Annotated in this window: 19 protein-coding genes and 4 pseudogenes; 11 read left to right on the top strand and 12 right to left on the bottom strand. The window is 61.4% G+C overall.

The window, feature by feature from the left end; all coding sequences use genetic code 11:
- Window positions 1-26: 26 nt before the first annotated feature.
- A pseudogene (locus tag NIBR502773_RS31520) lies at window positions 27-791 on the top strand (cache domain-containing protein); the annotation flags it as partial.
- 84 nt (window positions 792-875) lie between these two features.
- Window positions 876-1,697, top strand: a complete 822-nt coding sequence (locus NIBR502773_RS31515; RefSeq protein WP_373682404.1) for a methyl-accepting chemotaxis protein — start codon at window positions 876-878, stop codon at window positions 1,695-1,697.
- Here the strand turns inward: NIBR502773_RS31515 and NIBR502773_RS30065 are convergent.
- Window positions 1,687-3,057 carry an LLM class flavin-dependent oxidoreductase gene (locus NIBR502773_RS30065; protein ID WP_141157742.1) on the bottom strand — a complete coding sequence of 457 codons (1,371 nt, stop codon included), beginning with the start codon at window positions 3,055-3,057 and terminating at the stop codon, window positions 1,687-1,689. The genes NIBR502773_RS31515 and NIBR502773_RS30065 overlap by 11 nt on opposite strands.
- A 23-nt stretch (window positions 3,058-3,080) precedes the next feature.
- Window positions 3,081-4,037, bottom strand: coding sequence for an ABC transporter substrate-binding protein (locus tag NIBR502773_RS30060; protein WP_141157741.1), 957 nt, complete (start codon window positions 4,035-4,037; stop codon window positions 3,081-3,083).
- A gap of 301 nt (window positions 4,038-4,338) precedes the next feature.
- On the opposite strand from NIBR502773_RS30060, the gene NIBR502773_RS30055 reads away from it, so the two are divergent.
- From NIBR502773_RS30055 to NIBR502773_RS30035, 5 genes are all read left to right on the top strand, one after another.
- Window positions 4,339-5,208, top strand: coding sequence for an oxaloacetate decarboxylase (locus NIBR502773_RS30055; RefSeq protein ID WP_065941466.1), 870 nt, complete (start codon window positions 4,339-4,341; stop codon window positions 5,206-5,208).
- A gap of 170 nt (window positions 5,209-5,378) precedes the next feature.
- Window positions 5,379-7,121 carry a class I SAM-dependent DNA methyltransferase gene (locus tag NIBR502773_RS30050; RefSeq protein ID WP_141157740.1) on the top strand — a complete coding sequence of 581 codons (1,743 nt, stop codon included), beginning with the start codon at window positions 5,379-5,381 and terminating at the stop codon, window positions 7,119-7,121.
- Complete coding sequence (locus NIBR502773_RS30045; protein WP_141157739.1) at window positions 7,118-8,746, top strand: restriction endonuclease subunit S; 1,629 nt, start codon at window positions 7,118-7,120, stop codon at window positions 8,744-8,746. The genes NIBR502773_RS30050 and NIBR502773_RS30045 overlap by 4 nt, the downstream gene beginning before the upstream one ends.
- Entirely contained in the window at window positions 8,747-10,603 is a 1,857-nt protein-coding gene (locus NIBR502773_RS30040) for an AAA family ATPase (protein ID WP_141157738.1), read from the top strand. It abuts the gene before it with no gap.
- A complete protein-coding gene (locus tag NIBR502773_RS30035) occupies window positions 10,596-11,720 on the top strand; it encodes a hypothetical protein (protein WP_141157737.1) in 1,125 nt (374 codons plus the stop codon). The genes NIBR502773_RS30040 and NIBR502773_RS30035 overlap by 8 nt, the downstream gene beginning before the upstream one ends.
- A 38-nt stretch (window positions 11,721-11,758) precedes the next feature.
- Here the strand turns inward: NIBR502773_RS30035 and NIBR502773_RS31510 are convergent.
- From NIBR502773_RS31510 to NIBR502773_RS30025, 3 genes and pseudogenes are all read right to left on the bottom strand, one after another.
- Window positions 11,759-12,235: pseudogene (locus NIBR502773_RS31510) on the bottom strand (methyl-accepting chemotaxis protein); the annotation flags it as partial.
- Between the two features lie 159 nt (window positions 12,236-12,394).
- A pseudogene (locus NIBR502773_RS31505) lies at window positions 12,395-13,024 on the bottom strand (PAS domain-containing protein); the annotation flags it as partial.
- 214 nt (window positions 13,025-13,238) lie between these two features.
- Window positions 13,239-13,727, bottom strand: coding sequence for a helix-turn-helix domain-containing protein (locus NIBR502773_RS30025; protein ID WP_141157735.1), 489 nt, complete (start codon window positions 13,725-13,727; stop codon window positions 13,239-13,241).
- Between the two features lie 107 nt (window positions 13,728-13,834).
- On the opposite strand from NIBR502773_RS30025, the gene fabF reads away from it, so the two are divergent.
- The 3 genes from fabF to NIBR502773_RS30010 all read left to right on the top strand — a co-directional run bounded on the left by fabF (window position 13,835) and on the right by NIBR502773_RS30010 (window position 17,606).
- Complete coding sequence (fabF, locus tag NIBR502773_RS30020; protein WP_141157734.1) at window positions 13,835-15,103, top strand: beta-ketoacyl-ACP synthase II; 1,269 nt, start codon at window positions 13,835-13,837, stop codon at window positions 15,101-15,103.
- 72 nt (window positions 15,104-15,175) lie between these two features.
- A complete protein-coding gene (locus NIBR502773_RS30015; protein ID WP_141157733.1) occupies window positions 15,176-15,556 on the top strand; it encodes a RidA family protein in 381 nt (126 codons plus the stop codon).
- A 70-nt stretch (window positions 15,557-15,626) separates the two neighbouring features.
- Window positions 15,627-17,606, top strand: a complete 1,980-nt coding sequence (locus NIBR502773_RS30010) for a U32 family peptidase (protein ID WP_141157732.1) — start codon at window positions 15,627-15,629, stop codon at window positions 17,604-17,606.
- Here NIBR502773_RS30010 and NIBR502773_RS30005 read toward each other — a convergent pair.
- Window positions 17,584-18,486 (bottom strand): DMT family transporter, encoded by a 903-nt coding sequence (locus NIBR502773_RS30005; RefSeq protein WP_141157731.1) that lies wholly within the window; start codon window positions 18,484-18,486, stop codon window positions 17,584-17,586. The genes NIBR502773_RS30010 and NIBR502773_RS30005 overlap by 23 nt on opposite strands.
- Before the next feature lie 109 nt (window positions 18,487-18,595).
- Between NIBR502773_RS30005 and NIBR502773_RS30000 the strand changes: the two genes are divergently transcribed.
- On the top strand, window positions 18,596-19,039 hold the full coding sequence (locus tag NIBR502773_RS30000) for an Lrp/AsnC family transcriptional regulator (protein ID WP_027605815.1): 444 nt from the start codon (window positions 18,596-18,598) through the stop codon (window positions 19,037-19,039).
- A gap of 307 nt (window positions 19,040-19,346) precedes the next feature.
- Here NIBR502773_RS30000 and xylB read toward each other — a convergent pair whose 3' ends face one another.
- The 6 genes and pseudogenes from xylB to NIBR502773_RS29970 form a co-directional block, all read right to left on the bottom strand.
- The gene (gene xylB, locus NIBR502773_RS29995; protein WP_141157730.1) at window positions 19,347-20,807 is read right to left on the bottom strand and encodes a xylulokinase; all 1,461 of its coding nucleotides are present in this window, start codon (window positions 20,805-20,807) and stop codon (window positions 19,347-19,349) included.
- A 16-nt stretch (window positions 20,808-20,823) separates the two neighbouring features.
- Complete coding sequence (locus NIBR502773_RS29990) at window positions 20,824-21,816, bottom strand: LacI family DNA-binding transcriptional regulator (RefSeq protein WP_141157729.1); 993 nt, start codon at window positions 21,814-21,816, stop codon at window positions 20,824-20,826.
- A gap of 21 nt (window positions 21,817-21,837) precedes the next feature.
- Window positions 21,838-22,770: an ABC transporter substrate-binding protein gene (locus NIBR502773_RS29985; protein WP_141157728.1), complete on the bottom strand. Its 933-nt coding sequence runs from the start codon at window positions 22,768-22,770 to the stop codon at window positions 21,838-21,840.
- A 34-nt stretch (window positions 22,771-22,804) separates the two neighbouring features.
- Entirely contained in the window at window positions 22,805-23,782 is a 978-nt protein-coding gene (locus tag NIBR502773_RS29980) for a ribose ABC transporter permease (RefSeq protein ID WP_027605811.1), read from the bottom strand.
- Window positions 23,775-25,307 (bottom strand): sugar ABC transporter ATP-binding protein, encoded by a 1,533-nt coding sequence (locus NIBR502773_RS29975; RefSeq protein WP_141157727.1) that lies wholly within the window; start codon window positions 25,305-25,307, stop codon window positions 23,775-23,777. The genes NIBR502773_RS29980 and NIBR502773_RS29975 overlap by 8 nt, the downstream gene beginning before the upstream one ends.
- Window positions 25,308-25,517: 210 nt before the next feature.
- A pseudogene (locus NIBR502773_RS29970) lies at window positions 25,518-26,590 on the bottom strand (NAD(P)-dependent alcohol dehydrogenase).
- Between the last annotated feature and the right edge of the window lie 15 nt (window positions 26,591-26,605).

Here is a 26,605-nt window from a genome sequence, read left to right as displayed (position 1 = left end):
ACAGATTCAGGTGAGGAACCCCACGCATGCTGTTTAAAAACAAAGTACTGATGCTGGTGCTGGCCCCGGTGGTGCTGTTATCCACAGTACTGGCGCTGACAACGAGCACCACCTTGCTGTCGAGCGCCGAGCAGGAAGTCACGGCGACCCGGGAACGCCTGCTGGATGAAAGCCGGGAACGCTTGAAAGACTACGCCAACCTTGCCCGAACCTCGGTAGCGGAACTGTATGCGCAGGCCGAGACAGGGGACACAGCAACGCGTGCGCTGGCGATCGCGCGGCTGTCCCGGATGAAGTATGGGGACGACGGCTATTTTATCGGCTACGACAGTCAGGTCGTGCGCCTGTTTCGTGGCGACAGCAGCGAAGGCGTCGGCACCAACATGAGTGAGCGCAAAGACAGGAACGGGCTTTACCTGAACCGGGAAATGGTTGCCGCCGCGAAGAACGACACCCACTTCGTCAACTATTCGGGGGCCCTGATCAATACGGATAAAGTCGTTCCCAAGCTGGCTTACAGCTTTTACCTGCCGGCCTGGGACATGGTCGTGGTCACCGCGATCAATCTCGACCGAATCGAAAGCCAGGTTGCCCAAGTACGAGGGGAAATCCATCAGCGTGTGCGCAGCCTGGTCTACGGGATAACCGTCATTGCCTTGATTGCGCTCGGGATCACCGGCGTGCTCGCAGTGTTAATGGTTAAAAGCAGCCTGCGTCCCCTGTCGCGGATTCGCGAGCACCTCGATGAGATCGCCGCGGGCGAAGGCGATCTGACGCGGCGCTTACCCATCAGCCGCGACGAGTTCGGCCAGGTGGCCGTGTCGTTCAATGCCTTCGTCGATAAGATTCATGGGCTGGTCGGCCAGATCGTCGGCATGGCCAGAGAACTGAATACGTCCGTGACCCAGGTGGCCGAACAGAGCAAATGCATCGATCAGGTCATGGAACAGCAACGCCAGGAAACCGATCAAGTCGCTGCAGCAATCAATCAGATGTCATCTGCGGCGCAAGAGGTCGCCAACAGTGCCCAGAGCGCTTCAGAGGCAGCAGGCGAAACCGATGTGCAGGCCCAGCACGCCAGGCAGGTCGTCAATGAAAGCATCACCCGGTTGGGCAGCCTGACCGAGGACCTGTCCGCGGGAGGCGCCTCGCTGAAAAGCCTGCAAGGCGATGTAGCAGGCATTGTCACGGTGCTGGATGTAATCCGCTCGATCGCCGAGCAAACCAACCTTCTCGCACTCAATGCCGCGATCGAAGCCGCCCGGGCCGGGGATGCAGGTCGTGGATTTGCCGTGGTTGCCGACGAAGTACGCGCGCTGGCAAGCCGGACGCAACTCAGCACCCAGGAAATTCAAGCGATGATCGAGCGCCTTGACCAGGCCACCACCAAGGTCGTCACTGCAATGAGTCACTCCGGCGCAGCAGGTCATGGCGCCAGCCTGCACGCTGAACAAGCCGGGCAGTCGCTGGGCAAGGCGGTCGAGTTGATCGTTACCATCAACACCATGAACGCGCACATCGCCAGCGCCGCGCAAGAGCAGACGTCGGTTGCCGAAGCCATCAATCGCAGTGTCCACCAGATAGCCCGCGCGATTGAAAACGTCGCAGACCAGACCCAAAGCGGCGTACACACGGTCGATGAGCTGTACGCCATCGGTCATCGCCTGGAAGGCCTGTTGAGGCAATTCAAGATTTAACCGGCGTGTTTTCGGTGCCCAGTGCGTTGAGGCATTGTCCGCGGCGCTCAAAGCGCGGAATCGGCAACCCCAGGCTTTCGCGCAGGGTCGTCCCTTCATACGCTTTGCGATACACGCCACGGGCCTGTAATAACGGTATGACGTCTTGGGTAAAACGCTTGAATTGCTCGGGGTGCCCGATGTAGATGTTGAAGCCATCCACGGCGCGGGCCTCGAACCAGTCGGCCATTTTCTGCGCGACCGTGTCAGCTGTGCCGACGAATGCGCCGGGACGCAGTTGTCGACCAAACTCTACGGCCTGGCGCAGCGTGAAACCTTTCTCGCGGGCCTGATCGGCAATCCGTTTGGCCGCAGTAAAAAAGCTGCTGCGCGCAGACTCGAGGCTTTCCTGGGGAAACGGCGCATCGAGGTCGTACTGGCTGAAATCATGCCAGCCAAAGTTACGTCCGAATTCCTTCAGCGCGAGCTCAAAGCTGTGGTCGACCTGATGGTAGTGCTGCTCGATTTCACGGGCGTGCTCATCCGTGTCGCCGACGTAAATTTCAGCGCCAGGCATGACCAGTATCTGCTCCGGGTCGCGCCCCCGTTGTGCTGCCCTGCCCTTTACATCCCGATAGAACGCCTGGCCCTGTTCGATACTGGCGGCATGGGTAAAGATCACATCCGCCGTGGCGGCACCCAGCTCGCGCCCCTGGGGCGAATCACCGGCCTGGAATATCACCGGCTGGCCTTGGGGTGAGCGTTGGATATTCAGCGGGCCGACCACCGAAAAGTGCTCGCCCTGGTGATTCAGGCGATGCAGTTTGCTCGGGTCAAGAAACTGCCCGGTCGCCCGGTCGCGCACGAAGGCATCTTCCTCGTAGGAGTTCCACAAGCCCTGCACAACCTGAACGTGTTCAGCCGCTCGGCCGTAGCGCGTGTCGTAATCGTAGTGTTCGTCCCGGCTGTAATTGCCGGCGGTACCGGCATCGCCGCTGGTCACCACGTTCCATCCCGCACGACCTTTGCTGATCAGGTCCAGTGAAGCCAGGCGCCGCGCAACGTTGTAGGGCGAGTTGTAAGAGGTGGTCAGCGTACCGACCAAGCCTATATGGCGTGTGCTCACGGCCAGCGCCGAGAGCAGCGTCAGCGGTTCCAGCCGATTCAGATAATGGGAGGGCGACCCCGGTGTGATGAACTGGCTGTCGACGATAAACATCAAGTCGAACAACGCCGCCTCGGCCTGACGCGCAATATCGATGTACCAGTCGACGTTGATGCTGGCGTCGGCCGGTAATTGCGGATCGAGCCACAGGTTATGGCGACCCGGCCCGCCACTGCCCATCGTCAAGGCACCCAGTTTGAGCTGTCTGTTAGTCATGTTCAGAGTCTTCCTTGACGCCTTCACGGCTGGTTCTCAGCGACGGCCGGCTGCAGGGACGCCGCGAATGACTGATCGAACAGATTGGCTGCCGGGTACGACTTGACCAACCCTTGGCCGGCAAAAAAGTCCACAGTCTTTTGCGCCTCTACTGGCGACTGCGCCGTCACGGGCTCGACGGTCGTGCGCGCACGGGCAAACCAGGCCCGCGCTATACCAGCGTCCGCACGCGTACGCCTGGCCCACGCATCGGCATAAGCGTCGGTGTTGGCCGGGGTTTGGCGAGCCCAGTCACGCGCCTTTTTCAGGCGCAGGAGAAAATCGCTGATCTGCACACGCTTGGCTTCGACGGCACGGGCGTTGGCTGCAATGAAGCTCTGGGCCGGAATCAATCCATCAGCCGTCGCGAGCACCCGCGCGCCTTGGCGTTCCTGCTGCGTAACGTAAGGTTCCCAGGTGGCGATAACGTCCACCGAGCCGCCTTCCAAGGCATGGGAGGCATCCAGCGCACTGAGGTAGCGCAACTCCAGTGAGTCCGATGGCACGCCGGCTTTATCCAGCGCCGTCAACAACAGTTGCTGGCTCCAGGAGCCTTTCCAGATGGCCGCACGTTTGCCTGCAAGGTCCGCAAGGCTCCTGATGGGCGAATCGTTTTTCACCAGAATGGCCACGCCGTCGAGATTTTGCCGACTGACCGCAATCACCTTGATGGGCGCGCCCAATGCGCCCAGGAACAGCACGGGCGCATCACCCAGCAAGCCAATGTCCAGGCTGCCGACGTTGAGTGCTTCGGCAACCGGCGACCCGGCGGTGAACTGCTTCCATTCAAGGGTATAGGGCAGGTTTTCAAGCACCCCCGCCGCTTCCATCGCGGCCTGGGCGTTGTAGCTTTGGTCGCCCACCACCAGCGTTTGCGCATTCGCGGTCAGGCACAGCAATACGGCCGCCAACCCGGCCGCCAGTCTCGTCAGGTAACGCACGTTCGTCTCCAGATGCCTTGTCAGGCCGTTCAAGTCGATCCGCGCGTACGGTCTCGGTAGTGTTCACAGGAATAATCTGCCCACACCATAAGGACCGGACTGGCCGCTGTAAACTTCTTATAATGCATAACGTAATTCTATAATAATGCGGAATCAGCATTTTAAGGCCGACGTGCACCATCTGTTTCCAGCATACCCCATGCTCAAACGTCATAATCCCCGCCCCGCCTGCATGGTAATCTCGGGCGACCACGAATAGACATAGATCGTCACATGACGATGACCAGAGCCAGGAAAGAACATGCCCAAAAAATCTCACTCGACGCTGCGCCGCAATTTCCGCGAACTGCTGGCCAAGCCGAGCTGCGTTGAAACCGCTTCCGTATTCGACCCCATGTCCGCCCGTATCGCGGCAGACCTGGGGTTTGAGGTGGGTATCCTGGGAGGGTCAGTTGCGTCGTTGCAGGTATTGGCTGCGCCCGACTTTGCCTTGATCACGCTGAGTGAGTTCGTCGAGCAGGCCACCCGTATCGGCCGCGTCGCCCAGTTGCCTTTTATTGCCGATGCCGACCACGGTTACGGCAATGCACTCAACGTGATGCGCACCGTCGAAGAGCTTGAGCGCGCCGGCGTTGCGGCATTGACGATTGAAGACACGCTGCTGCCTGCACAATTCGGGCGTAAATCCACCGACCTGATTTCCATCCAGGAAGGCATCGGCAAGGTCCGCGCCGCCCTGGAAGCCCGTGTCGATCCTGAACTGTCGATCATCGCCCGGACCAACGCCGGCGTATTGCCGACCGAAGCCGTTATCGAGCGTACCCTGGCCTATCAAAAGGCCGGTGCCGATGGGATTTGCATGGTTGGCATCAGCGACTTCGAGCATCTGGAAAAAATCGCCGAAAACCTCACGGTACCGCTGATGCTGGTGACCTACGGCAACCCCAAGCTCCATGACGCCCAACGCCTGGCCAGCCTAGGCGTGCGCGTGGTAGTTGCCGGTCATGGCGCGTATTTTGCGGCGATCAAGGCCACCTACGACAGCCTGCGTGCCCAGCGTCAGTTGACCCACAGCACCTCGAACCTCAGCGCTACCGAACTGACCCATACCTACACGTTGCCAGAGAGCTATGTGGCGTGGGCTGAAGAGTTCATGGATGTGAAAGAGTAATCCCGAACCATCACCCTCCTTGCCTGGGTTGACTGACCCATCCACCTGCCCAGGCTTGGGCCTGCCCTTAGCCTGGTCCTGCCTTCAATTCTCCCGCCTTGGCTGCCAATTCTGGCCATTTGCCTCTATGCTTGCCGGCTTGACCGCCACACCTATCGAAAAGGACTCCGATGTCGACTGAACACGCCCCTAATCAAGCCGTTGCGCTGTGGAATATCCTCGTGGCCTCCGGTCTCGCGTCTTCGCCTCAGGTCGCTGTCGAGCAAATTGCCTGCCTGATTCTGATCAAGTATCTGGAGCACCTGCGGTTTGACCGGTCCTGGACCGCGCTGCTGGAGAGCGCCGACCCCGCTCCCCTCCTGGCGGGCAATGTCTTTCGGCGCCTGCGGGACTATGAAGCGATCCACGATGTGTCCGACAAGGTGCGCCTGGACTTGAATGGGCTGTTCAGCGACGCCTATTTCCAGTTGGAATCCTCCAAACCCGAAGCCTTGCTCATGCTGTTGAAGGCCGTGGACGGGCTGTTCAACTTCGTTGAAAAAAGAACGCTTACAGCCCCGTCGGCCGGCAAGGCGTTCGATGATCTGCTCAAGCTCGCCGCCGTGGGTGGAAACTCGCTGAATACCACGCCGCCGCGACTGTCGCGATTTATCGTGTCGTTGTTGGACCCCACACCCGGTGCCCGCTTGATCGATCCCGCTGTGGGCACGGCGCGGTTATTGCTCGACGCCGAGCACTACATGATGAATAGCGGCAGCAAAGCTTCGCGCAGGATCCCTGTGGGCATCGACGTAGACAAGTCAATGGCGCGCATCGGCTGGATGAGCATGCTCTTGCACAAGCTCAATCCCACCCAGTTGCACACCGGTAACAGTGTTTCCCGACTGCTCGACGGTCATGCCGTCAAAAGGTTGCTGCAAAGCGCTCATTACGATTATGTCCTGTGTGACCTGCCACTGGGCAACGTAGGTGATGATGCCCTGCCGGCCAGTGCGGGTTACCTGCCGCCTAGCGCATTCAGTGAAAAAGATAAACTCACCCGCCGGCTGGAGCTGCTGTTCATTTGGCGCTCCCTTGATTTGCTTAAAATCAAAGGCCGTGCCGCCTTGATCGTGCCCCAGGGCGTGCTCTACGGAACCACGCGAGCACAGCGCCGATTGCGCCACGAGTTGCTCGTGCGGCATGTCGTCGAGGGGGTGATTCTGCTGCCGCCCGGAACACTGCCACAAGTCTCTACCCCCGTCGCTTTGCTGATCTTCAAGAAAGTCCAGAGTTCGGAGCATGCCTCAGCGCTGGACACCCACACCGCACCCCAGACCGGCAGCGTGTGGTTTTACGAAGTCGGGGAAGACAAGAACGACCTGTACGACGCCATGGTGCACTTTCGGCGGCGAAATAAGCGGTTGGAAAGCGGTGTGTATTATCAGCCTCTGGATGGGACAAAACAGGCCACTCGCGACTACTTTGTGAACGAAGTCATCGCGCTGTCTACAAACGACCTGGATGGCAGTGCTCCGGGTCGTCAGTTCATGCAGTTCTTCCCAAGCCGGGCCAGCGTTACCAAGCAATGGCGAGTGCCTGTTCGCGAGTGGGTGCCCAACCCCGAATGGCAGGACCTTACCGGTCAAATCAAGGGTTCCCACGACGAGGCCCGACGCGTGCGTCCGGAATACGCGGCAGAGATGGCGCGGCAACTCTATGTCGACGGCGTCCTGCAGAAGGGTTTCCTGGCCCCCCACTGTATCGAGGCCAACCAATGGAGCCTGGATCTCAATGATTACCGCTGGCCTGAAGCGCCGAGGGTTCCTGAGGGCGCCAGCACGCTGGAGCTGCTTGATGAGCTTTGCGCGATAGAACAAAGCATTCTCGACCGGTTGGGCGACTTACGTGGGCTGCTGGAGGCGGGCCAATGAGTGCCGTTTCCCGTTGGCGGGAAGTGCCGTTGCTGCAGGTGTGCAAGCTCAACCCGAGGCACAGCCTGCCCGCCGATGAATTGTCGGTCGACTACGTCGACTACGCGGGAATTGACGATGAAACCGGCGAAATCCTGAACACCAACCAGCGCTTGTTGGCCGACGTCCCTGAAGGCACCGCCATGTTTTGCCAGGGCGATGTGTTGTTTGCCGGCGTCACGTCAGGGCGTTGGATTTCGGCGGTGGTCGGCGACTTGCCACAGGGGGTGGGATTCGGCCCCCAGATGAGCGTTCTACGCCCAGGCCCCCAACTCTCTGCCCACTATCTCTGGCATTTCTTCCAACAACCTTGGCTCCGGCAACTCGCCGCACGCAGTAACACCTCAACGCGCAGCCAGCCCACCTTGTCCCATGGCTTTTTTCGCAACCTGCACATTGCATTGCCCTCAATCGACGAGCAGCGGTATATCGTCGACGCGCTTGAGCAAGCGAGTGTCCGTCCCTATCGCGAAGCCGTAAACAGAGCCCACCACCTCAAGCGCGAGCTGGCAACGCGGCTCATGTTGCCGCCTGCCGGGACAACAGGGCCAGGTTGGGCACTGCTGACGTTGGCTGACATCGTTTGGATCAACCCTCACGATGACGGGGCCAAGGCTGGGTACGCAGCGGATACCGAGGTGGCGTTCTTTGCCCACCGGGATCTTTTAATGTCCCACCTACGGCCAACCTTGGTGCGTTTACACGACATGCCCAATCCCGGCCGTGAAGTTCGCACCGGTGACCTGTTGCTCGGAGCACATCCCGACCGGGTTACCTATGGCCAAGTGGGCGTTGTGCCCGAGGGGGATATGCCGAAATTCGCCTCACGCACATTGACCGTCTTGCGCCCAAAGAATGAGGTTTGCGCTGACTACCTCGCGTCGTTGTTCCGATCGGCCTGGTTCGGCCTGACCGTAACGACCGAACGGCCTCTCGTTGAAAAGTATCTGGGGCGCATGAAGGTTGCACTGCCAACTCGGGCCGAGCAGCGCCGCATCCTTGGAATACTTGACGCGGTGCCTGTGACCGCGCTTGAGCAGGCCAAGAAAAAGTCCCGTGTTCTCTATCATGCAATCGCTAGGGACGCCTTCGACGGCAAGTTGTCCGCACGTTGGCGCGCGCCTTCACCGCCGTATGTGGCGCTATCGGTACCCGACGATGAAATCGACGCCAGTGAGGTTTCACCGGTCTTATCCAGCGCATTCAGGCGTGCCTACCGCACCACGGCGACTGAACAACTCTCCTTGCTCCAACGCCTGGTATGGCGCGGCCTGCGTGGACGCCGCCAGGCGCTGATTGTCGACGACCCTGAAAGCTTCGACGCCTTCTGCACCTCGCACGCCTTGAACCCTCTGCATGAATACGTCAGTCCCAGCCAGATCCGCCGGACCTTGGAACAACTCTGCGCGCTGGGCTTGATCCAGCACATCAGCCTTCCGCCCCGTGGCCAAGGCGATGCGGCGCCCTATCTGGCAGCGTTCCGCGCCTATCGGCAGAGCGCGGACGGGCACGTAAAAGACGGCCTGGCATCACGGGATGCCAAAGCATTGAGAGCGAGCATTCTCGAAGCCGAGTTGGGGTTATAAATGCGCCTGCGTTATCTGAGTATCGACCGTTACCCTCCACTGTCCCACGTCAAGATCAGTTTCTCGAACAAGGCCCCTTGGCCGGTGCTGGGTGATGAAACCAACCGCTGCGGGATCCATTTCATCGCCGGGCTTAACGGAAGTGGCAAGAGCCATCTGCTCAGGGCGATTTCCGCAATCTTCCTGGCAATGGCGGACGGGCAGCTCCCGGGTTTTCCCTTTACGCTGATCTATGAGTTGGGCGCGGATGAACAGTTTTCCGAAATCGTCTTCGACAACCCTGGCAAAAAAAGCGAAGCCGCCATCTGGCAACGCACGCAGAATCCTTTTCCCAAGCATTGCGCCGAAGCCACGTTCACCCAGTGCCTTGCCGCGTTGCGCAAGGGTGAGCATGAGTCACTTGGATTCGTCACGCGGGTCCCCAGGGGCAGCTTCCCCCAGGGCGTGAAAGATCTGCTGCCCAAGGTCCTGGCCTACACATCCGGGTCATGGAGGCCCTGGCAAGCCATCTGGCAGCCACCGCTCAGCGCCGATGCGCTCCCCGACATCAACGATCAGGAGCTCTACGGCCAGGGCATGGAGCGCCCGGCCGGCTGGACTCATTACGACGAGAGCAGCGTACGGCTCGCAGAGTTGCCGAGCCGGCAGAGCAGCCCCTTGGCGTATATCAACCGTGATGCAAGTGACCTGCTCAGTCGGCCTTTCCTGCTGAGCGACAATCGTCCTGATGCAGCCCTGCTGGCGGTGGCGCTGCACGATAGCCTGGTTACCCGCAACGGCCAGGGAGAGCCTCGGTTGGCCGCGCTGCTGCAAACAGCAGGCTGGCATCAATTGGTCAGTGTGGGCCTGCTGATTGACTTGGATAAAGTGAAGGACGCGCCGCCCGCGTTCCAGAAAAAAATCCATGACCTGCTGCTGATGGCCGGTGATGTGATTGCAATCCCCCATCCGAATCGCTCCTTGCGCAGGGTTTATTTCGATATCGAAGGAGATGTGCCTGCTACGCGAACGTCCTGTTTCGACGCACGCTTTCACAACCAGGGCATTCAACATCAGGGCGACGTACTGGCGCTGATGCTTGGGGAAGCCAGCCAAAGTCCATTCAGTCGCTTCCATGAGTTGATCCGCTGGATGGCCCTGGGCTTGGTTGGCGATCTTGAGATGTGCATTCGTCGCGATGGCAAAACCAGTCGCGAAGACGCCCTCCACGACCAAGGCATCATGGCCTACAGCGAAATGTCGGACGGCGAACAGATGGTCCTGCGGCGCTGGGCGCTGTTTTATCTGCTGGCCGGCGAGCCGGATGCGCTGTTGCTGTTGGACGAACCCGAGACCCATTTCAATGACAGCTGGAAGCGCGAAATTGTCAGCATCATCGAGCACGCCATGGGCAGGGACAACAGCGCCGTGCTGGTGGCCAGCCATTCGTCAATTGTGTTGTCCGACGTGTTTGACGAGGAAGTCATTTTCATCGCCAAGGACAGCGTCGGCCACTCCCGCGCCGGCACATTGAAAACACGCACCTTCGGCACCGAGCCTGGGGCGCTGTTGATGTCGGTGTTCAAGGCCAAGGACAGCATCGGTTCACGGGCGAAGGCTCGCATCGAGAAATTCCTGGACGAGGTGAAAGGTATCGAAGTGCCGCTGGCTGAGGACATTGCCCGCGTCGAAACCTTGATTGCGCACCTGGGCACGGGTTTCCACCGTTCGGAACTGCGGGTGCTGTTAAACCGCTGGAAGGAAGATGACGAGGTCAGGGCATTGAAGCAACTGCTGCCAAGCTTGAAAGACGGTGCGATGCGCAACGGTGTCCTTGAGTTGCTCAAGCAACATTACGAGGGCAAATCGGGTGCTTAAGCCGATTCAATACAGCAAGTGGGCACCGGCGTTGGCAGCCTGCCAGAAAATGATGCACACCTTTGCCTTGTGGTTGTGTGAACCCACGGTCCACAGCGGCCGACTCACTGAAGCAGAACTCATCAAGGCACTGGGCACGCGGATCGAGGGTAAATGGCTCTGGCACTTTCTGGGGCGAAAGGTGGGTAAAACACCGCTGTTGACGCACGCCATTCGATTGGCCGATCTCAGCGTCAGCGACAAAAACAACCTGAAACAGTGGGTGATGAAAACCAGCGATGTGTCGGGCTATTTTTCATTGGCGCCCAACACCCCTGTGCTCCCGATCAAAAAACCATTCCAGACCGATGCCGACTGGGACGCGCTGCAAATACTGATGGAAGCGTTCTACTCGCCAGGGTTGCGCAAGGGATTGCCCTATGGTGTCGCGGGCAATGTCACTGACGACAAGCCCAGCCAGGTTACCTACGAGTTCTTCAAGCAGGACTTTCAGCAGATTCACAAAGTCGACGACCATCCCGATGCTCGCGAGGCGTGCGTAGTGTGTGGGGCTGAACTGGGCAAGGCGCATGTGGATCACTGGGTAGCCAAAGCGCAATTCCCGATGTTGTCAGTGTGCAAAGACAACCTCATCCCCATGTGCGACGACTGCAACGAAGCCCCGAATAAAGGAGCGGACAAGGTCCACACAGATGGCTCGTTTCAAGAGTGGTTCCATCCCTACAAACGGCCACCGGCGGGAAAGTTTGCGCTGAAGCTGCTGCCGGTCGACCTTAAGGTTGAACTGGAAAGCATCGACCCGATTGATGCACCAAGGGTTGTCAACCTGAATGGCGTGTTCAATCTGAGCGAACGCTGGAGCAAAGAAGTGCGCGCCGAATACCGTCGGGTCCAGCGCTGGCTGGAGCGCTGGCAGGTGGATAAAAAGGCCGCCCTGACAACCCAGGAACTTGATCGGGAAGTGTTGGATATGGCCAAGCGTCTTTGCGCGGCAGAACCCAATCATGCCGTGCATCAGGCATTGTTTGAGGTGATCTGCGATCCAGCTCGACTGCTGGCGTGGCAGACCGAGCTAAAAGCTGACTTCGAGGAGAAAGTAGCACTGGGCCTGGTCTGAGCCCTGCCCGTGCAGGTAAGCCTGTCGGTACGCGGGAATTATCCCACCCAGCCGACAGCCGTCTTGGGAATAACCTCCGACTCATCCAGTTTCGACGCAAACATACTCACGGCCTGCACCGCATCACTGGTGCTGGTGCGGATCTGCAAAATCACCGAGCCCGCCTGGTCCGCCAGGTTCACGCCACGCTGCGCGCCTTCCTGGGTGGCGCTCATGCTGGCCACCGCGTCGCGGGTTTCCGAAAGGATCATGCCGATCATTTCGGCGATTTCCGCAGTCGAGCGGCTGGTACGCCCCGCCAATTGCCTGACCTCATCGGCCACCACGGCAAAACCACGTCCTTGGTCGCCCGCACGGGCAGCCTCGATGGCCGCGTTGAGCGCCAACAGATTGGTCTGGTCGGCGATGCCTCGAATGGTATTGACGATGGCGGTAATTTGCTCGGAGCGGTCGCCCAGCTGCCCGACCAGGCGCGCCGATGCGCCGATGTTCTCGGCGATCCGGCGCATCTCTGTCGCCGTATCCTGGATCACCTGGGTACCGTGCTCGGCAAACCGCTCGGTCTCGGAGGAAATATGGTAGGCCCGGGAGGCGCCGCGTGAGTCTTCCTCGAACTTTTCCACGCGTTCAGTGATGTCACTGGCAAACTTGACGATCTTGATCAGCGTGCCGTCGCCGTCGTAGACCGGGTTGTAACTGGCCTCCAGCCACGCGACACGGCCATGCTTGCCGAGACGTTTGAACTGCCCGGTGAAAAATTCACCGTTGTTCAAGCGTCGCCAGAAGTCGGTGTACTCGCTGCTGTTGATCAGGCTGGGTTCGCAAAACAGGCGGTGGTGCTTGCCTTTGATTTCGGCCAGCGTATAGCCCATGACGTGCAGAAAGTTCTCGTTGGCGTCCAGCACCTGACCGTTCAAGTCGAACTCGATCACCGCCATTGCCCGATCCACTGCGGCCAGTTTGCTGCGGGTCGCCGCCTCCTGTTCGACTTTGGCGGTGACATCCAGGGCGTACTTGACCACTTTCAGCACTTGGCCACGCTCATCCAGCACCGGGTTGTAGCTGGCTTCCAGCCAGACGGTTTTGCCGTGGGCATCCACGCGCTTGAAGGTGCCCGATACGAACTTACCGGCCTTGAGCTCACCCCAGAACTGGCTGTAGGCGGGGCTGTTGGTCAGCGCCGGCAAGCAAAAGTCCCGGTGGGATTTGCTCGCCAATTGGTCGCGACTGTAGCCCAGGGTTTTCAGGAAGTTATCGTTGGCACGCAGGACCTTGCCGTTGAGGTCGAATTCGACGACCGCCATGGAGCGTTCCAGGGCGCTGATCAGTCCTTTGTACTCGGTGACTTCGGCCGTCCTGGCCGCCAGTTCGTTTTTGAGTGTTGTATTGAACATGACGAGCCCTCAGCCGTGCGGAAAAACCTGTGTCTTGACTCGCTATCGGCTGGGAAATACGCGACTTTAAGGGGTGCAGCAGGATTATTTTCTGGCGTCAAATTATTGCTTGAGCCCGCAGGATTCAAGGCTTTGCGGCAAGCGAAGCCAAGCGCTCCCGCATACCGGTACTGGCCGCCGGGCCGGCCTGCAACACACAGTCCTCCAACGCTACGATGTGTCCCTCTGCACTCGCCAACATCGGCTGCACCGGCCGCCCCGTGTCCCGCTCGACCAACTCGACACTGGTGCCCTCTTCGGCGTAATGCCGGTTACCCCACGCCACCAGCGACATCAGCACCATGCGGAAATCCTCGCCCTTGGCGGTCGGCACATATTCATAACGCGGCGGCCGCTCACTGTAGGCCCTGCGCTCCAGCATCCCCGCCTCCACCAACGCTGTCAGGCGACGCGTGAGCATGTTCGGCGCGATGCCCAGGCTGCGCGAGAACTCATCGAAGCGGCGCAGCCCCTGCAACGCGTCGCGCATGATCAGGATGCTCCACCACTCCCCTACCCGGTCGAGGCTGCGGGCGATGGGGCATTCGTCGCGGGTCAGGGACTTGCGTTGCATAAGGATTCCTTGGGGCCGGTGCACAGTTGTGTGATGCCATGTTACTTTCATCATGATAGTGACGTCCATAAGGTCTGGACCCTCAACGCAACCGGAGTCGATTGATCATGAGTAAACGTATCGTTGTGACAGGCATGGGTGCGCTGACACCGTTGGGCGCCGATGTGGAGTCAACCTGGAAGCGCCTGTTGAACGGGCAGTCGGGTATTCGTCGCCTGCCTGAAGAACTGATCGGCGACCTGGCCATCAGCATCGGCGGCCAAGTGCAGAGCGTGCTGCAGGACCCTGAAGCCGGGTTCGATCCTGATCGCCTGCTGGCGGCAAAAGAGCAGCGCAAGATGGACCGTTTTATCCTGTTCGCACTGGCGGCGGCCGACGAAGCCTTGAAGCAGGCCGGCTGGGCACCGAACACCGCGCAGCAGCAGGAACGCACCGCCACCATCATTGCCTCGGGCGTCGGCGGTTTTCCGGCCATCGCCGAGGCGGTACGCACCACCGACAGCAAGGGGCCGCGACGTTTGTCGCCGTTCACCATCCCATCGTTCCTGAGCAACATGGCCGCCGGGCATGTGTCGATCAACTATGGCTTGAAAGGCCCGCTGGGAGCGCCGGTCACGGCCTGTGCGGCGGGGGTGCAGGCGATTGGCGACGCTGCGCGGATGATCCGTGCCGGTGAAGTGGACGTGGCGGTGTGCGGTGGCGCCGAAGCGGCGATCCACCGCGTCAGCCTGGGCGGCTTCGCGGCGGCACGGGCGTTGTCCAGCGCCTTCAATGACGCCCCCGAGCGCGCCTCGCGCCCGTTCGATCAGGCGCGTGACGGCTTTGTCATGGGCGAAGGCGCCGGCATCCTGGTCATCGAGGAGCTGGAACACGCCCTTGCACGCGGTGCCCGGCCTATTGCCGAATTGGTGGGCTATGGCACCAGTGCCGATGCCTACCATATGACCGCCGGCCCGGAAGACGGCGACGGTGCGCGCCGGGCGATGACGCAGGCGTTGCGTCAGGCGGGGATCGAGGCGTCTGCGGTGCAGTACCTGAATGCCCACGCCACCTCGACGCCGGTGGGCGACAAGGGCGAATTGGCAGCCATCAGGACCGTGTTCGGTGTCGATGGCCAGCTGGCGATCAGCTCGACCAAGTCCGCCACCGGCCATTTGCTGGGCGCCGCGGGCGGCATTGAGGCGATCTTCACCGTACTTGCCCTGCGCGATCAGGTCGCACCGGTGACCCTCAACCTGGAACACCCGGATGATCTGGCCGAGGGGCTGGACATGGTGCGCGGTGATGCGCGGGCGATGGCGATTGAATACGCGCTGTCCAACGGCTTCGGGTTTGGTGGCGTGAATGCCAGCGTGTTGTTCCGCCGCTGGGTATAAGCCAGCGGTTTGCCCCTGGGATTGTTTTCGGGGACCATGGCGCCTTTCCGTTATTGCCAACAAGAGGCGCCCATGGCCAACCACGACCTGTCCTACACCCCCGATCCGGATGCCGAGTCGATTTCCTCCGACGTTGTCGGTTTCAACGGCATCCTGGTCTCCACCCAGATCCCGACCCGCGCCGACGGCAGCCTGGAACTGGGCGATATCACCCTGCAAAGCGAATGCACCCTGCAAGCGCTGAAAGTGGCCCTGGAAAAGGCCGGCAGCTCCATGGACCGGGTCATGCACCTGACCATTTATCTGACCGATATGGCCGACCGCGCCGCGTTCAATGAGGTCTACAAACGCTTTTTTGCCAAGCCATGGCCCGTGCGTGCGGCGGTTGGCGTGGCTGCGCTGGCGGTAGACGGCATGCGCGTGGAAGTCACCGCGATGGCCGCTCAAGCCTGAAGTAATGCCGGTCAGGCATTTCACAGCTACAATGCGCGCCTCAACCGTGACAAGCCTGACTAAAAAAACTATGTCCTTGCCCAAGCATCACCTGGAATTGCTCAGCCCTGCCCGCGATGTCGCCATCGCGCGCGAGGCCATCCTGCATGGCGCCGACGCCATCTACATTGGCGGCCCGAGCTTCGGCGCGCGCCATAACGCGTGCAACGAAGTGAGCGATATCGCTCAACTGGTGGAATTCGCCCGTCGTTACCACGCCCGCGTCTTCACGACTATCAACACCATCTTGCATGACAACGAACTCGAAGCCGCGCGCAAGCTGATCCATCAGCTCTACGACGCCGGTGTCGATGCATTGATCGTGCAGGACCTTGGCGTGATGGAGCTGGATATTCCGCCCATCGAGCTGCACGCCAGCACCCAGACCGACATCCGTACCCTGGGCCGCGCCAAGTTCCTCGACCAGGCCGGTTTTTCGCAGTTGGTGTTGGCCCGCGAGCTGAACCTGCAGGAAATCCGCGCCATCGCCGACGAGACCGATGCCGCCATCGAGTTCTTTATCCACGGTGCCCTGTGCGTGGCGTTCTCCGGGCAGTGCAATATCTCCCACGCGCAAAATGGCCGCAGCGCCAACCGTGGCGACTGCTCCCAGGCGTGCCGCTTGCCGTACACCTTGAAAGACGACCAGGGCCGCGTCGTGGCCTTTGAAAAGCACCTGCTGTCGATGAAAGACAACAACCAGAGCGCCAACCTGCGCGCGCTGGTGGAAGCCGGCGTGCGTTCGTTCAAGATCGAAGGCCGCTACAAGGACATGGGCTATGTGAAGAACATCACCGCCTATTACCGCCAGCGCCTCGACGAAATACTCGAAGACCGTCCGGACCTGGCGCGCGCGTCCAGCGGCCGTACCGCGCACTTCTTCCTGCCCGACCCGGAAAAAACCTTCCACCGTGGCAGCACCGACTACTTTGTCAGCGACCGCAAGATCGACATCGGCGCCTTCGACACCCCGACCTTCACCGGTTTGCCGGTGGGCGTGGTGGAAAAAGCCGGCAAGCGTGACCTGCAAGTGATCACCCATGAGCCGCTGTCCAACGGCGACGGCCTCAATGTGCTGGTCAAGCGCGAAGTGGTGGGTTTCCGCGCCAACATCGCCGAGCCCAAGGGCGAGTTCGAGGAAGACGGTGAGAAGCGCTACCGCTACCGCGTCGAGCCGAATGAAATGCCGGCCGGCCTGCATCAGTTGCGCCCGAACCACCCGCTGAACCGCAACCTCGACCACAACTGGCAACAGGCGTTGCTCAAGACCTCGGCCGAACGCCGTATCGGCCTGTCATGGGTCGCGCGTTTGCGTGAAGAGCAGTTGGACGTCACCGCCACCAGCGAAGAAGGCATCCACGCCAGCGTCACCCTGCCCGGCCCGTTCGGCGTGGCCAACAAACCGGAACAAGCGCTGGACACCCTGCGCGACCTGCTTGGCCAACTCGGTACCACCGAGTATCACGCCACCCGTATCGAACTGGATGCACCGCAGGCGTTCTTCATTCCCAACTCGCAGCTCAAGGCATTGCGCCGCGAAGTGATCGAAGCGTTGACCGCCGCCCGTGTTGCCGCCCACCCCCGTGGCGGGCGCAAGGCCGAAACCACGCCGCCGCCGGTGTACCCGGAAGCGCACCTGTCGTTCCTGGCCAACGTCTACAACCAGAAAGCCCGCGACTTCTACCACCGTCACGGCGTGAAACTGATCGACGCAGCCTTTGAAGCCCATGAAGAGAAAGGCGAAGTGCCGGTGATGATCACCAAGCACTGCCTGCGTTTCTCCTTCAACCTGTGCCCTAAACAGGCCAAGGGTGTCACGGGCGTGAAGACCAAGGTCGCGCCGATGCAGTTGATTCATGGCGACGAAGTGCTGACCTTGAAGTTCGACTGCAAACCCTGCGAGATGCACGTGGTGGGCAAGATCAAGGGGCATATCCTTGGCTTGCCACAGCCGGGCAGTGTGGTGGAGCATTTCAACCCGGAAAATATCATCTTTCAGGGCACGCACTGACCCTCCTGGAGCGGGGCCACCACCAGCCCCGCTGCAACCCCGCCGCCGCCAGCAGGATCGCCGCCACCCCCAGCCATTGCAGCCAACCCAGGCGATGCCCGAAGGCAATCCAATCGACGAAGATCGCCGCAATCGGGTAGATAAACGACAGTGCGCCGGTGATGGCGGTGGGCAGTTTCTGGATCGCGCCATACAGCAACACATACATCAAACCGGTGTGCACCACGCCGAGCGTGACCAATGCCGCCCAGGCGTTGGTGGTGGCAGGCAAACTATTCCAAGGTACCAAGGGCGCCAGCAACAGTGCGCCGGTGGTCACCTGGATCAACGCCATCAAATGCGGCGGTACGTCCTTCAAACGCTTGATGATCAGTGCGGCAATCGCGTACAGCAATGCCGCGCCCAGCGCCAGGGCGATGCCTGCAAGGTAATCGTCGCCGGTTGGCTGATCGCCATGGGCGGTGACAATCGCCAGCATTCCCTGGAACGCCAGGCTCAGCCACGCCAGTTTCTGCATAGTGATCTTTTCCCCGAGGAACAGCGCCGCCAGCATCACCAACATGAACGGCTGCACGTTGTACACCGCCGTGCTGATGGCGATCGAGGCGCGGGAATAGGATTCGAACAGCAGCAACCAGTTGCCGACAATCGCCACGCCACTGAGCATCGCCAGGCCGAACGTGGCCCAACTGAGCAGGTCCAGGCGCAGATAACCCAGTAGCGCGCACACCAGCAACAGGCTCAGCCCGCCGATCACGCAGCGCCAGAACACCACTTCGATCACCGATACACCGGACACCAGCACAAACCAGCCGATGGTGCCCGAGATCAGCATGGCGGCGATCATTTCCCACGAACCGCGACGGATGGATGAATCCATGATTGATGCTCCTCAAGTGAGGCTCAATTATGGCAATCTGCTTGTGCGCGGCTCCAGTGACTAAAAAAGGCAAAATTCCGCAATCACCTTTTCTTATTAGGCGAACACCATGATCGACACCATCGACCAGCAACTCATCGCCGCTTTGATGGATGACTCGCGGCTGTCCCTCAAGGCCCTGGCGGGCATCACCGGGCTGTCCTCGCCCAGTGTGGGCGAACGCCTGCGCCGCCTGGAAGAACGCGGCGTGCTGACTCACTACACCGTCGACATCGACCCCAGGCACTTCGGCTACCTGCTGCAAGCCATCGTGCGCATCCGCCCCCTGCCCGGCAAATTGCAGGAGGTGGAGCGCCAGATCCAGGCGATCCCCGAATTCACCGAATGCGACAAGGTCACCGGCGAAGACTGCTTCATCGCACGCCTGCACGTGCGCACCATGGACCATCTCGACAGCCTGCTGGATCGGATCAATGCCTATGCCGAAACCAACACCGCCATCGTCAAGAAAACCCCGGTAAAGCGACGTTTGCCACCGCTGACCAACGACTGAACAACAACACACCGATTCTTGTGGAGAGTGGGCCGGGTGTGGTGAGCAGGCTTCCTGTGGCAAGCAGGCCTGTTGTGGTGAGCGGGGCTGTTGTGGTGAGCGGGCTTGCCCCGCGCTGGGGCGCGAAGCGGCCCCTAAACCTGACTACTCACTATGCCTGGAGAAACGCGGTGCCTTTATTGGATTGGGGCTGCTTCGCAGCCCAGCGCGGGGCAAGCCCGCTCACCACAACAAGCTCACTCACCACAACAGGCCCGTTCACCACAACAGGTCTGCTCACCACAACAGCCCCACCCACAACAGGAGCCTAGTCGTGAAGGGCCTTGGCGGCGGGCAGCAAACTTTGAAAACTGCGATAACGCGCCGCCAACACCGGCTGCTGCAACAGGTCAGGCTTATATCGCGCCTTGACCGGCATCCCCGCCGCGAGCAGCTCCGCTCCCTGCCCCATCGCCACAAACCCGAGCTTTGCCGCGCCAATACACGCGCTCAATTCACTGCCGTGCAAGGTGAAGATTTCCCGCTGCAGGATATTCGCCAGCAGCTGCGCCCAGTACTCACTGCGCGCACCGCCGCCCACCAGGGTAAAGGCTCCCACGTCGGCGCCGGTCGATTGCACCGCGCGCAACGCATCGAGCAAACCGAAACCCACCCCTTCCATCACCGCGTAACCGAGCATCGCCGGCGTGCAATCGTGGCCCAGGTTCATGAAGCCGCCGCGCAGCATAGGATCATTGTGGGGCGTGCGTTCACCGGCCAGGTACGGCAGGAACAACGGCGTCTCCAAAGGCACGTGCTGCTCAATCGGCAATTGCGCCTGTACCTGCTCCAGCAACGTCTGTTCATCGGCCATGCCCGTCAGCCGTGTGACCCAGCGCAGGCAACTGGCGCCGGCGAGCATGGCGCCCATGGTGTACCAGCGGTTGGGCAGCGCGTGGCAGAAGCTGTGCACTGCACTGGCCGGGTTGCCTGCAGCGTGATCGGTGATCGCAACAATGGCCGCGCTGGTGCCAAGGGTGATAAAGCCATCACCGGCGTTGACCGCGCCGATGCCGACTGCCGCCACGGGGTTGTCACCGCCACCGCCGGCAATCACCACGTCAGCTGACAGGCCCAGTGCCGTGGCCGTCAAGAGCGCGCTCGCCGCACCACCCTCCACCAGCCTGGGCAATTGCCCGGGCGTAAGGCCTGTAGCGCGAACCATAGGGGTAAACCATGCCCGCCGCGCCACATCCAGCCACAACGTACCCGCCGCGTCGGACATCTCGCTGATGCGCTCGCCACTCAAGCGCAAGCGCAGGTAATCCTTAGGCGACAGCACGCAGTCAATCGCCTGGAACACCTCGGGCTCATGCCGTTGCAGCCACAGCAGTTTCGGCGCGGTCAGCCCGGCCATGGGCAGGCTGCCGGTGACGTCGGCGAAGCCGGGACCCAGTTGTTCGGCCTCGGCCACGGCACGGGAGTCGTCCCACAGGATCGCCGGGTACAACACGCGGTTGTCCGCCCCCAGCAACACCGCGCCGTGCATCTGCCCCGACAGGCCGATACAGGCCACGCGGGTAAACGCCTCGTGTCCGCGCAGTTGCGCCAACGCCTGCAAGCAGGCTTGCCACCAGTCTTCCGGCGCCTGTTCAGACCAGCCGCTGTGCCGGCGCGACACGCTCAAGCGCACGCCGGCATGGGCCAGCACCGCGCCAGTGGCGTCCATGAGGATGGCTTTGAGTTCCGACGTGCCCAGGTCAATGCCCAGGGAAACAGGACTGTTCATGCGTGTGTTATTCCCATCAAGGACAGCCACAGGAGTTACGTAACTGCAGGGTCGGCGCCAGGCGCACGCTCTGGGGCGGTGCATCAGGCGACGCCATACGTTGCAGCAACAGGTCGACCGCGCGGGCGCCAAGGGCCTTGACCGGCTGTGCGATCAGGCTCAGGCGCGGCACGAAAAAATCCGCCCAGTCAAAATCATCAAAGCCCACCAGGGCCATTTGTCTCGGCACTTCAAGCTGCGCGTCACGCAGAGCGTGCATCGCGCCGAGGGTCATCAGGTTATTGCCGGCCATGATCGCCGTGGGTGGCGAAGCCAGGCCCAGCAACTGCGCCGTGGCCTGGCGCGCCGGTTCGGTGTTGGAGCCACCGTTGACCAGCAGCTGCGGATCGAAGGCCAGCCCCGCCGCGTGCAACGCCGCGCGGTAACCCCCGACCCGCTCATCCGTGGTACTGAAACCCGTGCGCCCGGCGATAAAGCCGATGCGGCGGTGCCCGTGCCCGATCAGGTGCTCAATCAGGGCCTGGGTGGCCTGGGCATTCTCCACCCCGACCTGGTCAAACTGCTCGCTCATCATGCGGTCCACCAGCACCGCCGGAATCTCGTTGGCGCGCATGTATTCCAGGGCCATCGAACCGTTCGACGGCGCCAGCACAATACCGTCGACCCGCCGGTGATGCAGCGCCGTGACCACACGCAGCTCCTGCTCCGGGTCGTCGTGGGTGTCGACAAACAGCATCATGTAGCCGTGCTTGGCGCACTCGGTTTCAATCGCGTGCACCGTCTCGCTGAAGTAATGGTTGGACAGCGCCGAGATCGCCACGCCGATCGTGTTGGTACTCGACCGCGCCAGCGAGCGCGCCAGGGTGTTGGGGATATACCCCAGTTCCTGGATCGCCCGCTGCACCGCCAGCACCGTGGCCGGGCTGACCTTGCGGGTGCCGTTCAACACGTGTGACACGGTCGACGTCGACACTCCCGCCCTGCTTGCCACGTCATCCATGGTCACCACGACGCTGTTCCTCTCACGTTATCAATGTTTACTCGACCAGCCGCTGTACGTACCGACGTTGTCGCGGGTGATCAGTTTTGGCGTGAGCAGGGTCACCGCTTCGGCCGGAGCTTTGTCATTGAGCAGGTCATTGCCGACATTCACCGCCGTCTGCGCCATGGCCCATGGGTCCTGGCTGGCTGACGCCTGGATCTGGGTGTCGGTCTTCAGCGCGTTCTCGATATCCGGCGCGCCGTCCACCGAGGTGATGATGATGCCGCTGCGTTTGAGCTGTTTGGCCGCCAGGTCACTGCCGATAGCCTGGGGGTCGTTGATCGCGAACAGGCCGTCGATTTTCGGGAAGCGCGTGAGGTAGCCCTGCATCACGTTCAGGCCGCCTTCGCGGGAGCCTTTGCCATCCTGGTCGTCGGACAGCACCTTGATGTCCGGCGCGCCGGCCAATGCGGCTTTACAGCCTTTGACACGGTCGGTCACGGCGGTGACTTGCGGGCCGTTCTGGATAATCACGTTACCCTTGCCGGCAAGCTTGTCCACCAGGTATTGGCAGGCCAGTTTGCCGGCTTCGACGTTGTCGGTCTGCACGGTGGCATTCACACCCTTGGCGTCCACATCCACCGCCACCACGACGATGCCGGCATCCCGGGCTTTCTTGATCGCCGAGGCCATGGCCGAAGGGTCGACGGCGTTGATCAGGATCAGGTCGACCTTGGACGAGATAAAGTTGTCGATCTGCGAAAATTGCTTGCTCAGATCGTAGTCGGCCGACACCGAGGTGACCTTGACGTTGGGGTTCAGCTCCTTGGCCCGGGCCGTGGCGCCATCGGCCAGGGTCACGAAATACGGGTTGCCGAGCGAGCCCATGCTGATGCCCAGGGCCTTGAGTTCGCGGGCCTCTGCGGCTTGGGACACCAGGGCAGCCAAGGCAATGACGGGAAACATGCGTTTAAGGTTCATGCGGGTCTCTCTTGTGATTGTTGTATGAGTGAAATCAGGTCCGTGCACCGGACTGGCGGTAGCGATCCAGCGCGACCGCGCCGATGATCACAATGCCCTTGATGATGTACTGCCAGATATCCGACACCCCCAGCAGCACCAGGCCGTTGGTGAGTACCGCGATGATCAGCGCGCCGATCAGCGTGCCGCCGATGGTACCGACGCCACCGGTAAAGCTGGTGCCGCCGAGGATCACCGCGGCAATCGCATCCAGTTCGTAGGATTGCCCCAGTTGCAGGCCGTTGGCGGCGAACAGGCGCGAGGCGCTCATCACCGCCCCCAGCCCGGCCAAGGCGCCGGACATGGCGTAGACGAACAGCAGCACCTTCCACACCTTGATCCCGGAGAGTCGCGCCGCTTCAGGGTTGCCGCCCACCGAATAGATCTGCACGCCCATCACCGTGCGCCGCAGGATGAACCACGACAGCGCCACCACCGCCACGGCGATCACCACCAGCCAGGGCACGCCGAGGATCGAGTCGTTGCCGATAAAGGCAAACGGCAGGTCGGGGTTGAACACCGTTTTGTCATCCGCCAGCAGACGCGCCAGTCCGCGCATGGCGGTGAGTGCACCGAGGGTGACGATAAACGGCGGCAGGCGCATGAAGGCAATCAACCCACCGTTGACCAGGCCCAGCAACAGGCCAAAGCCGATACCGGCCGCAATCCCGAACATGCCGAACTGCGGCGACATCGACGCCTGCAGCGCCACCACAGCCGACGCCGCCAGGATCGCCCCCACCGACAGGTCGATCCCCGCGGTTAGGATCACAAAGGTCATGCCCGCCGCCAGCACCACGTTGACCGAGGCCTGCTGGGTGATGATCGACAGGTTCTGCATGGTCAGGAAGTTCTCGCTGGCCAGGGCGAAGCCCACCAGCAGCAAAATCAGCACCGGCAACATGCCGACGGTGCGCATCAGTTCGCGGGCACGTTCGGCCTTGCCTGTTGTAGCAATCATTGAATCAGCCATGGGCAACCACCTGATCGCCACCGGTGGCGAGGTCAATAATACGTTCCTGGGAGATGGCGTGACCGGAGGCCCCGCCGACTTCGGCCACCAACTGGCCTTCGCGCATGATCAGCACCCGGTCGCAGGTGCCGATGATTTCCGGCAGCTCGCTGGAGATCACCACGATGCCCACGCCGGCCTGCGCCAATTGATTGATGATGCGGTAGATCTCGGATTTGGAGCCGATGTCCACGCCGCGTGTGGGTTCGTCGAGGATCAGCACGTGGGGCTTGACCTCCAGCAGCCGTGCCAGCAGGACCTTCTGCTGGTTGCCGCCGGACAACGTGCCGACATTGACCTTGCCCGACGCCACGCGAATCGACAGTGACTTGATTGCATCATTGGCGCGTTGCCAGCCATGGCCACGGTCGAGCACGCCGCCGGCACGGGCATCCGGCACACAGGCGCAGACGTTGATGTTGTCGGCCACGCTCATGTCCAGGAACAGGCCCTGGGCCTTGCGGTCTTCGGTGAGGTACACCACGCCGGCACGAATCGCATCCGCCGGGTTGCGCAGTTGGGTCACGGTCCTGCCCACCACTTCCAGGGTGCCGCTGGTGCGCGGGTCGGCGGCGAAGATCAGCCGCGCCAACTCGGTGCGCCCTGCCCCCACCAGCCCGGCGATCCCCAGCACTTCACCGGCATGCAGGTCGAAGCTGCAGTTGCGCACGCGCTTGCCATCGGCCATGTCACGCACGCGCATCACCACCGCACCGGGGTCGTAGGCGGCATGTTCCTTCTTGTAGAAACCGGACAGATCGCGGCCCACCATCATCTTCACGAGGACTTCGGCCGACAGTGCGTCGCGGCTCAGTTCGCCGATGTATTGGCCGTCGCGCAGCACCGAGACACGGTCCGACAGTTCATAGATCTCGGCCATGCGATGACTGATGTAGATGATCGCCAGGCCCTGGCTGCGCAGCTGCTTGATCAGCGCAAACAGACGGTCGGTCTCGCGGGACGATAGCGGCGTGGTCGGTTCGTCCATCACCAGGATCCTGGCGTGGGCGTGCAAGGCCCGGGCGATTTCCACCAGCTGACGCTCGGCAATCGACAGGCTGCTGACCTTAGTGGCTGGAGTGAATTCGGCGCCCAGACGCTGCAGGACTTCGACGCAACCGGCTTGCATGCCCTTGCGGTCGATGGTCCAGCCACGGCGCAGTTCGCGGCCCAGGTAGATGTTCTCGGCCACGCTCAGGTTCGGGCACAGGCTCAATTCCTGGTAGATCACGGCGATGCCGAGGGCTTTGGCGGTGGCGGGGGTAAAGGTGGCGACGGCCTGGCCGGCCATGTGGATTTCACCGCCGGGATCGGCCTGGTAAGCGCCGGAGAGGATTTTCATCAGGGTCGATTTGCCGGCGCCGTTCTCCCCCATCAAGGCGTGGATTTCGCCGGGGTAGACCTTCAGGCCGACATTCTTGAGCACGCGCAAACCGTTGAAGGTTTTGCTGATGCCCTGCATCTCGAGCAAGGGTTCAAGGCTCATCAATGAGCTCCTGGTTTTATTATTTTTGTCGTTCAGCCCCCTTTGATCAGAGCCGATTGCCACCGACTCTAATCAGATACATTTACTTACGCAAGCGCTTGCGCAGCCCGTTTGTCGCTAGAAGAAACGTTTCATCAAGCACATAAAGTGCAATTTTGGCATTTTTAACGTTTTGGCAGCAGGTGCTCAGGGTGTTCTGCGCGCAGGCTTTCAAGGCGTAATCGCGACTTTCATCACCCCATCGCGCTGATGGGCAAACAGTTCATAGGCCGCCTCGATGTCGTCGAGCTTGAAGCGGTGGGTCACCAGCGGCGACAGGTCCACCCCGCCGCTGGCGACCACCGCCATCAAGCGACGCATGCGTTCCTTGCCGCCGGGGCACAGGGTCGAGACGATGCTGTAATCCCCCAGGCCTGCGCCAAACGCGTCATAGGGGATGCGCAGGTCGCTGGAGTACACCCCAAGGCTGGACAAGCGGCCACCGGGACGCAGCACGCGCAAGGCCGATTCGAAGGTGCCTTGGGTGCCCAACGCCTCGATGGCCACATCCACGCCACGCCCGTTGGTCAGGTCCATGATTTGCTCGACCACGTTGCCTTGCTTGAAGTCGACGATATGGGTCGCGCCCAGGCCACGGGCGACGCCCATGCGTTCGCTGACGCCGTCGACCCCAATGATCATCGACGCGCCTTTGAGCCGTGCCCCGCCACCGCGCACAAGCCGATCGGCCCGAGGGCAAACACCGCCACGGTATCGCCAATGTTGACCTCACCACGCTCGGCACCGGAAAAGCCGGTGGACATGATGTCCGGGCACATCAGCACCTGCTCGTCACTCAGGCCATCGGGGATCGGGCACAGGTTGGCCAGCGCATCGGGTACCAGGACGTATTCGGCCTGGCAGCCGTCGAGGGTGTTGCCGAATTTCCAGCCGCCGGCGGCACGGAAACCATGGCGGGTGTCGGGGCCGTCCTGGGCGCCGCAGCCGCACAGGCACGCATAGCTTTGCCCGCTGGGCGTGATCGCGCCGGCGATCACCCGTTGCCCTTCGACGAAGCCGCGCACCTGGGAGCCCAGCCGCTCGATGACGCCCACCGGCTCATGGCCCACCGTCAGCCCTTTGGCCACCGGGTACTCACCGCGCAGGATATGCACGTCGGTGCCGCAGATGGTCGTGGTGGTGATCCGCACCAGGGCGTCCAGCGGGCCGACCTCGGGGATCGGTTTGTCCTCGAGGACGATGCGGTTTTTCTCAACGAAGACAGCGGCTCTCATGGTTGCCATGGTGTGACCTCCTGC

The organism is Pseudomonas sp. NIBRBAC000502773 (assembly GCF_006517195.1).
Lineage (GTDB): Bacteria > Pseudomonadota > Gammaproteobacteria > Pseudomonadales > Pseudomonadaceae > Aquipseudomonas > Aquipseudomonas marginalis.
Note: the sequence above shows the minus strand (reverse complement) of the source record. Positions and strands in the feature narration are given on the sequence as shown.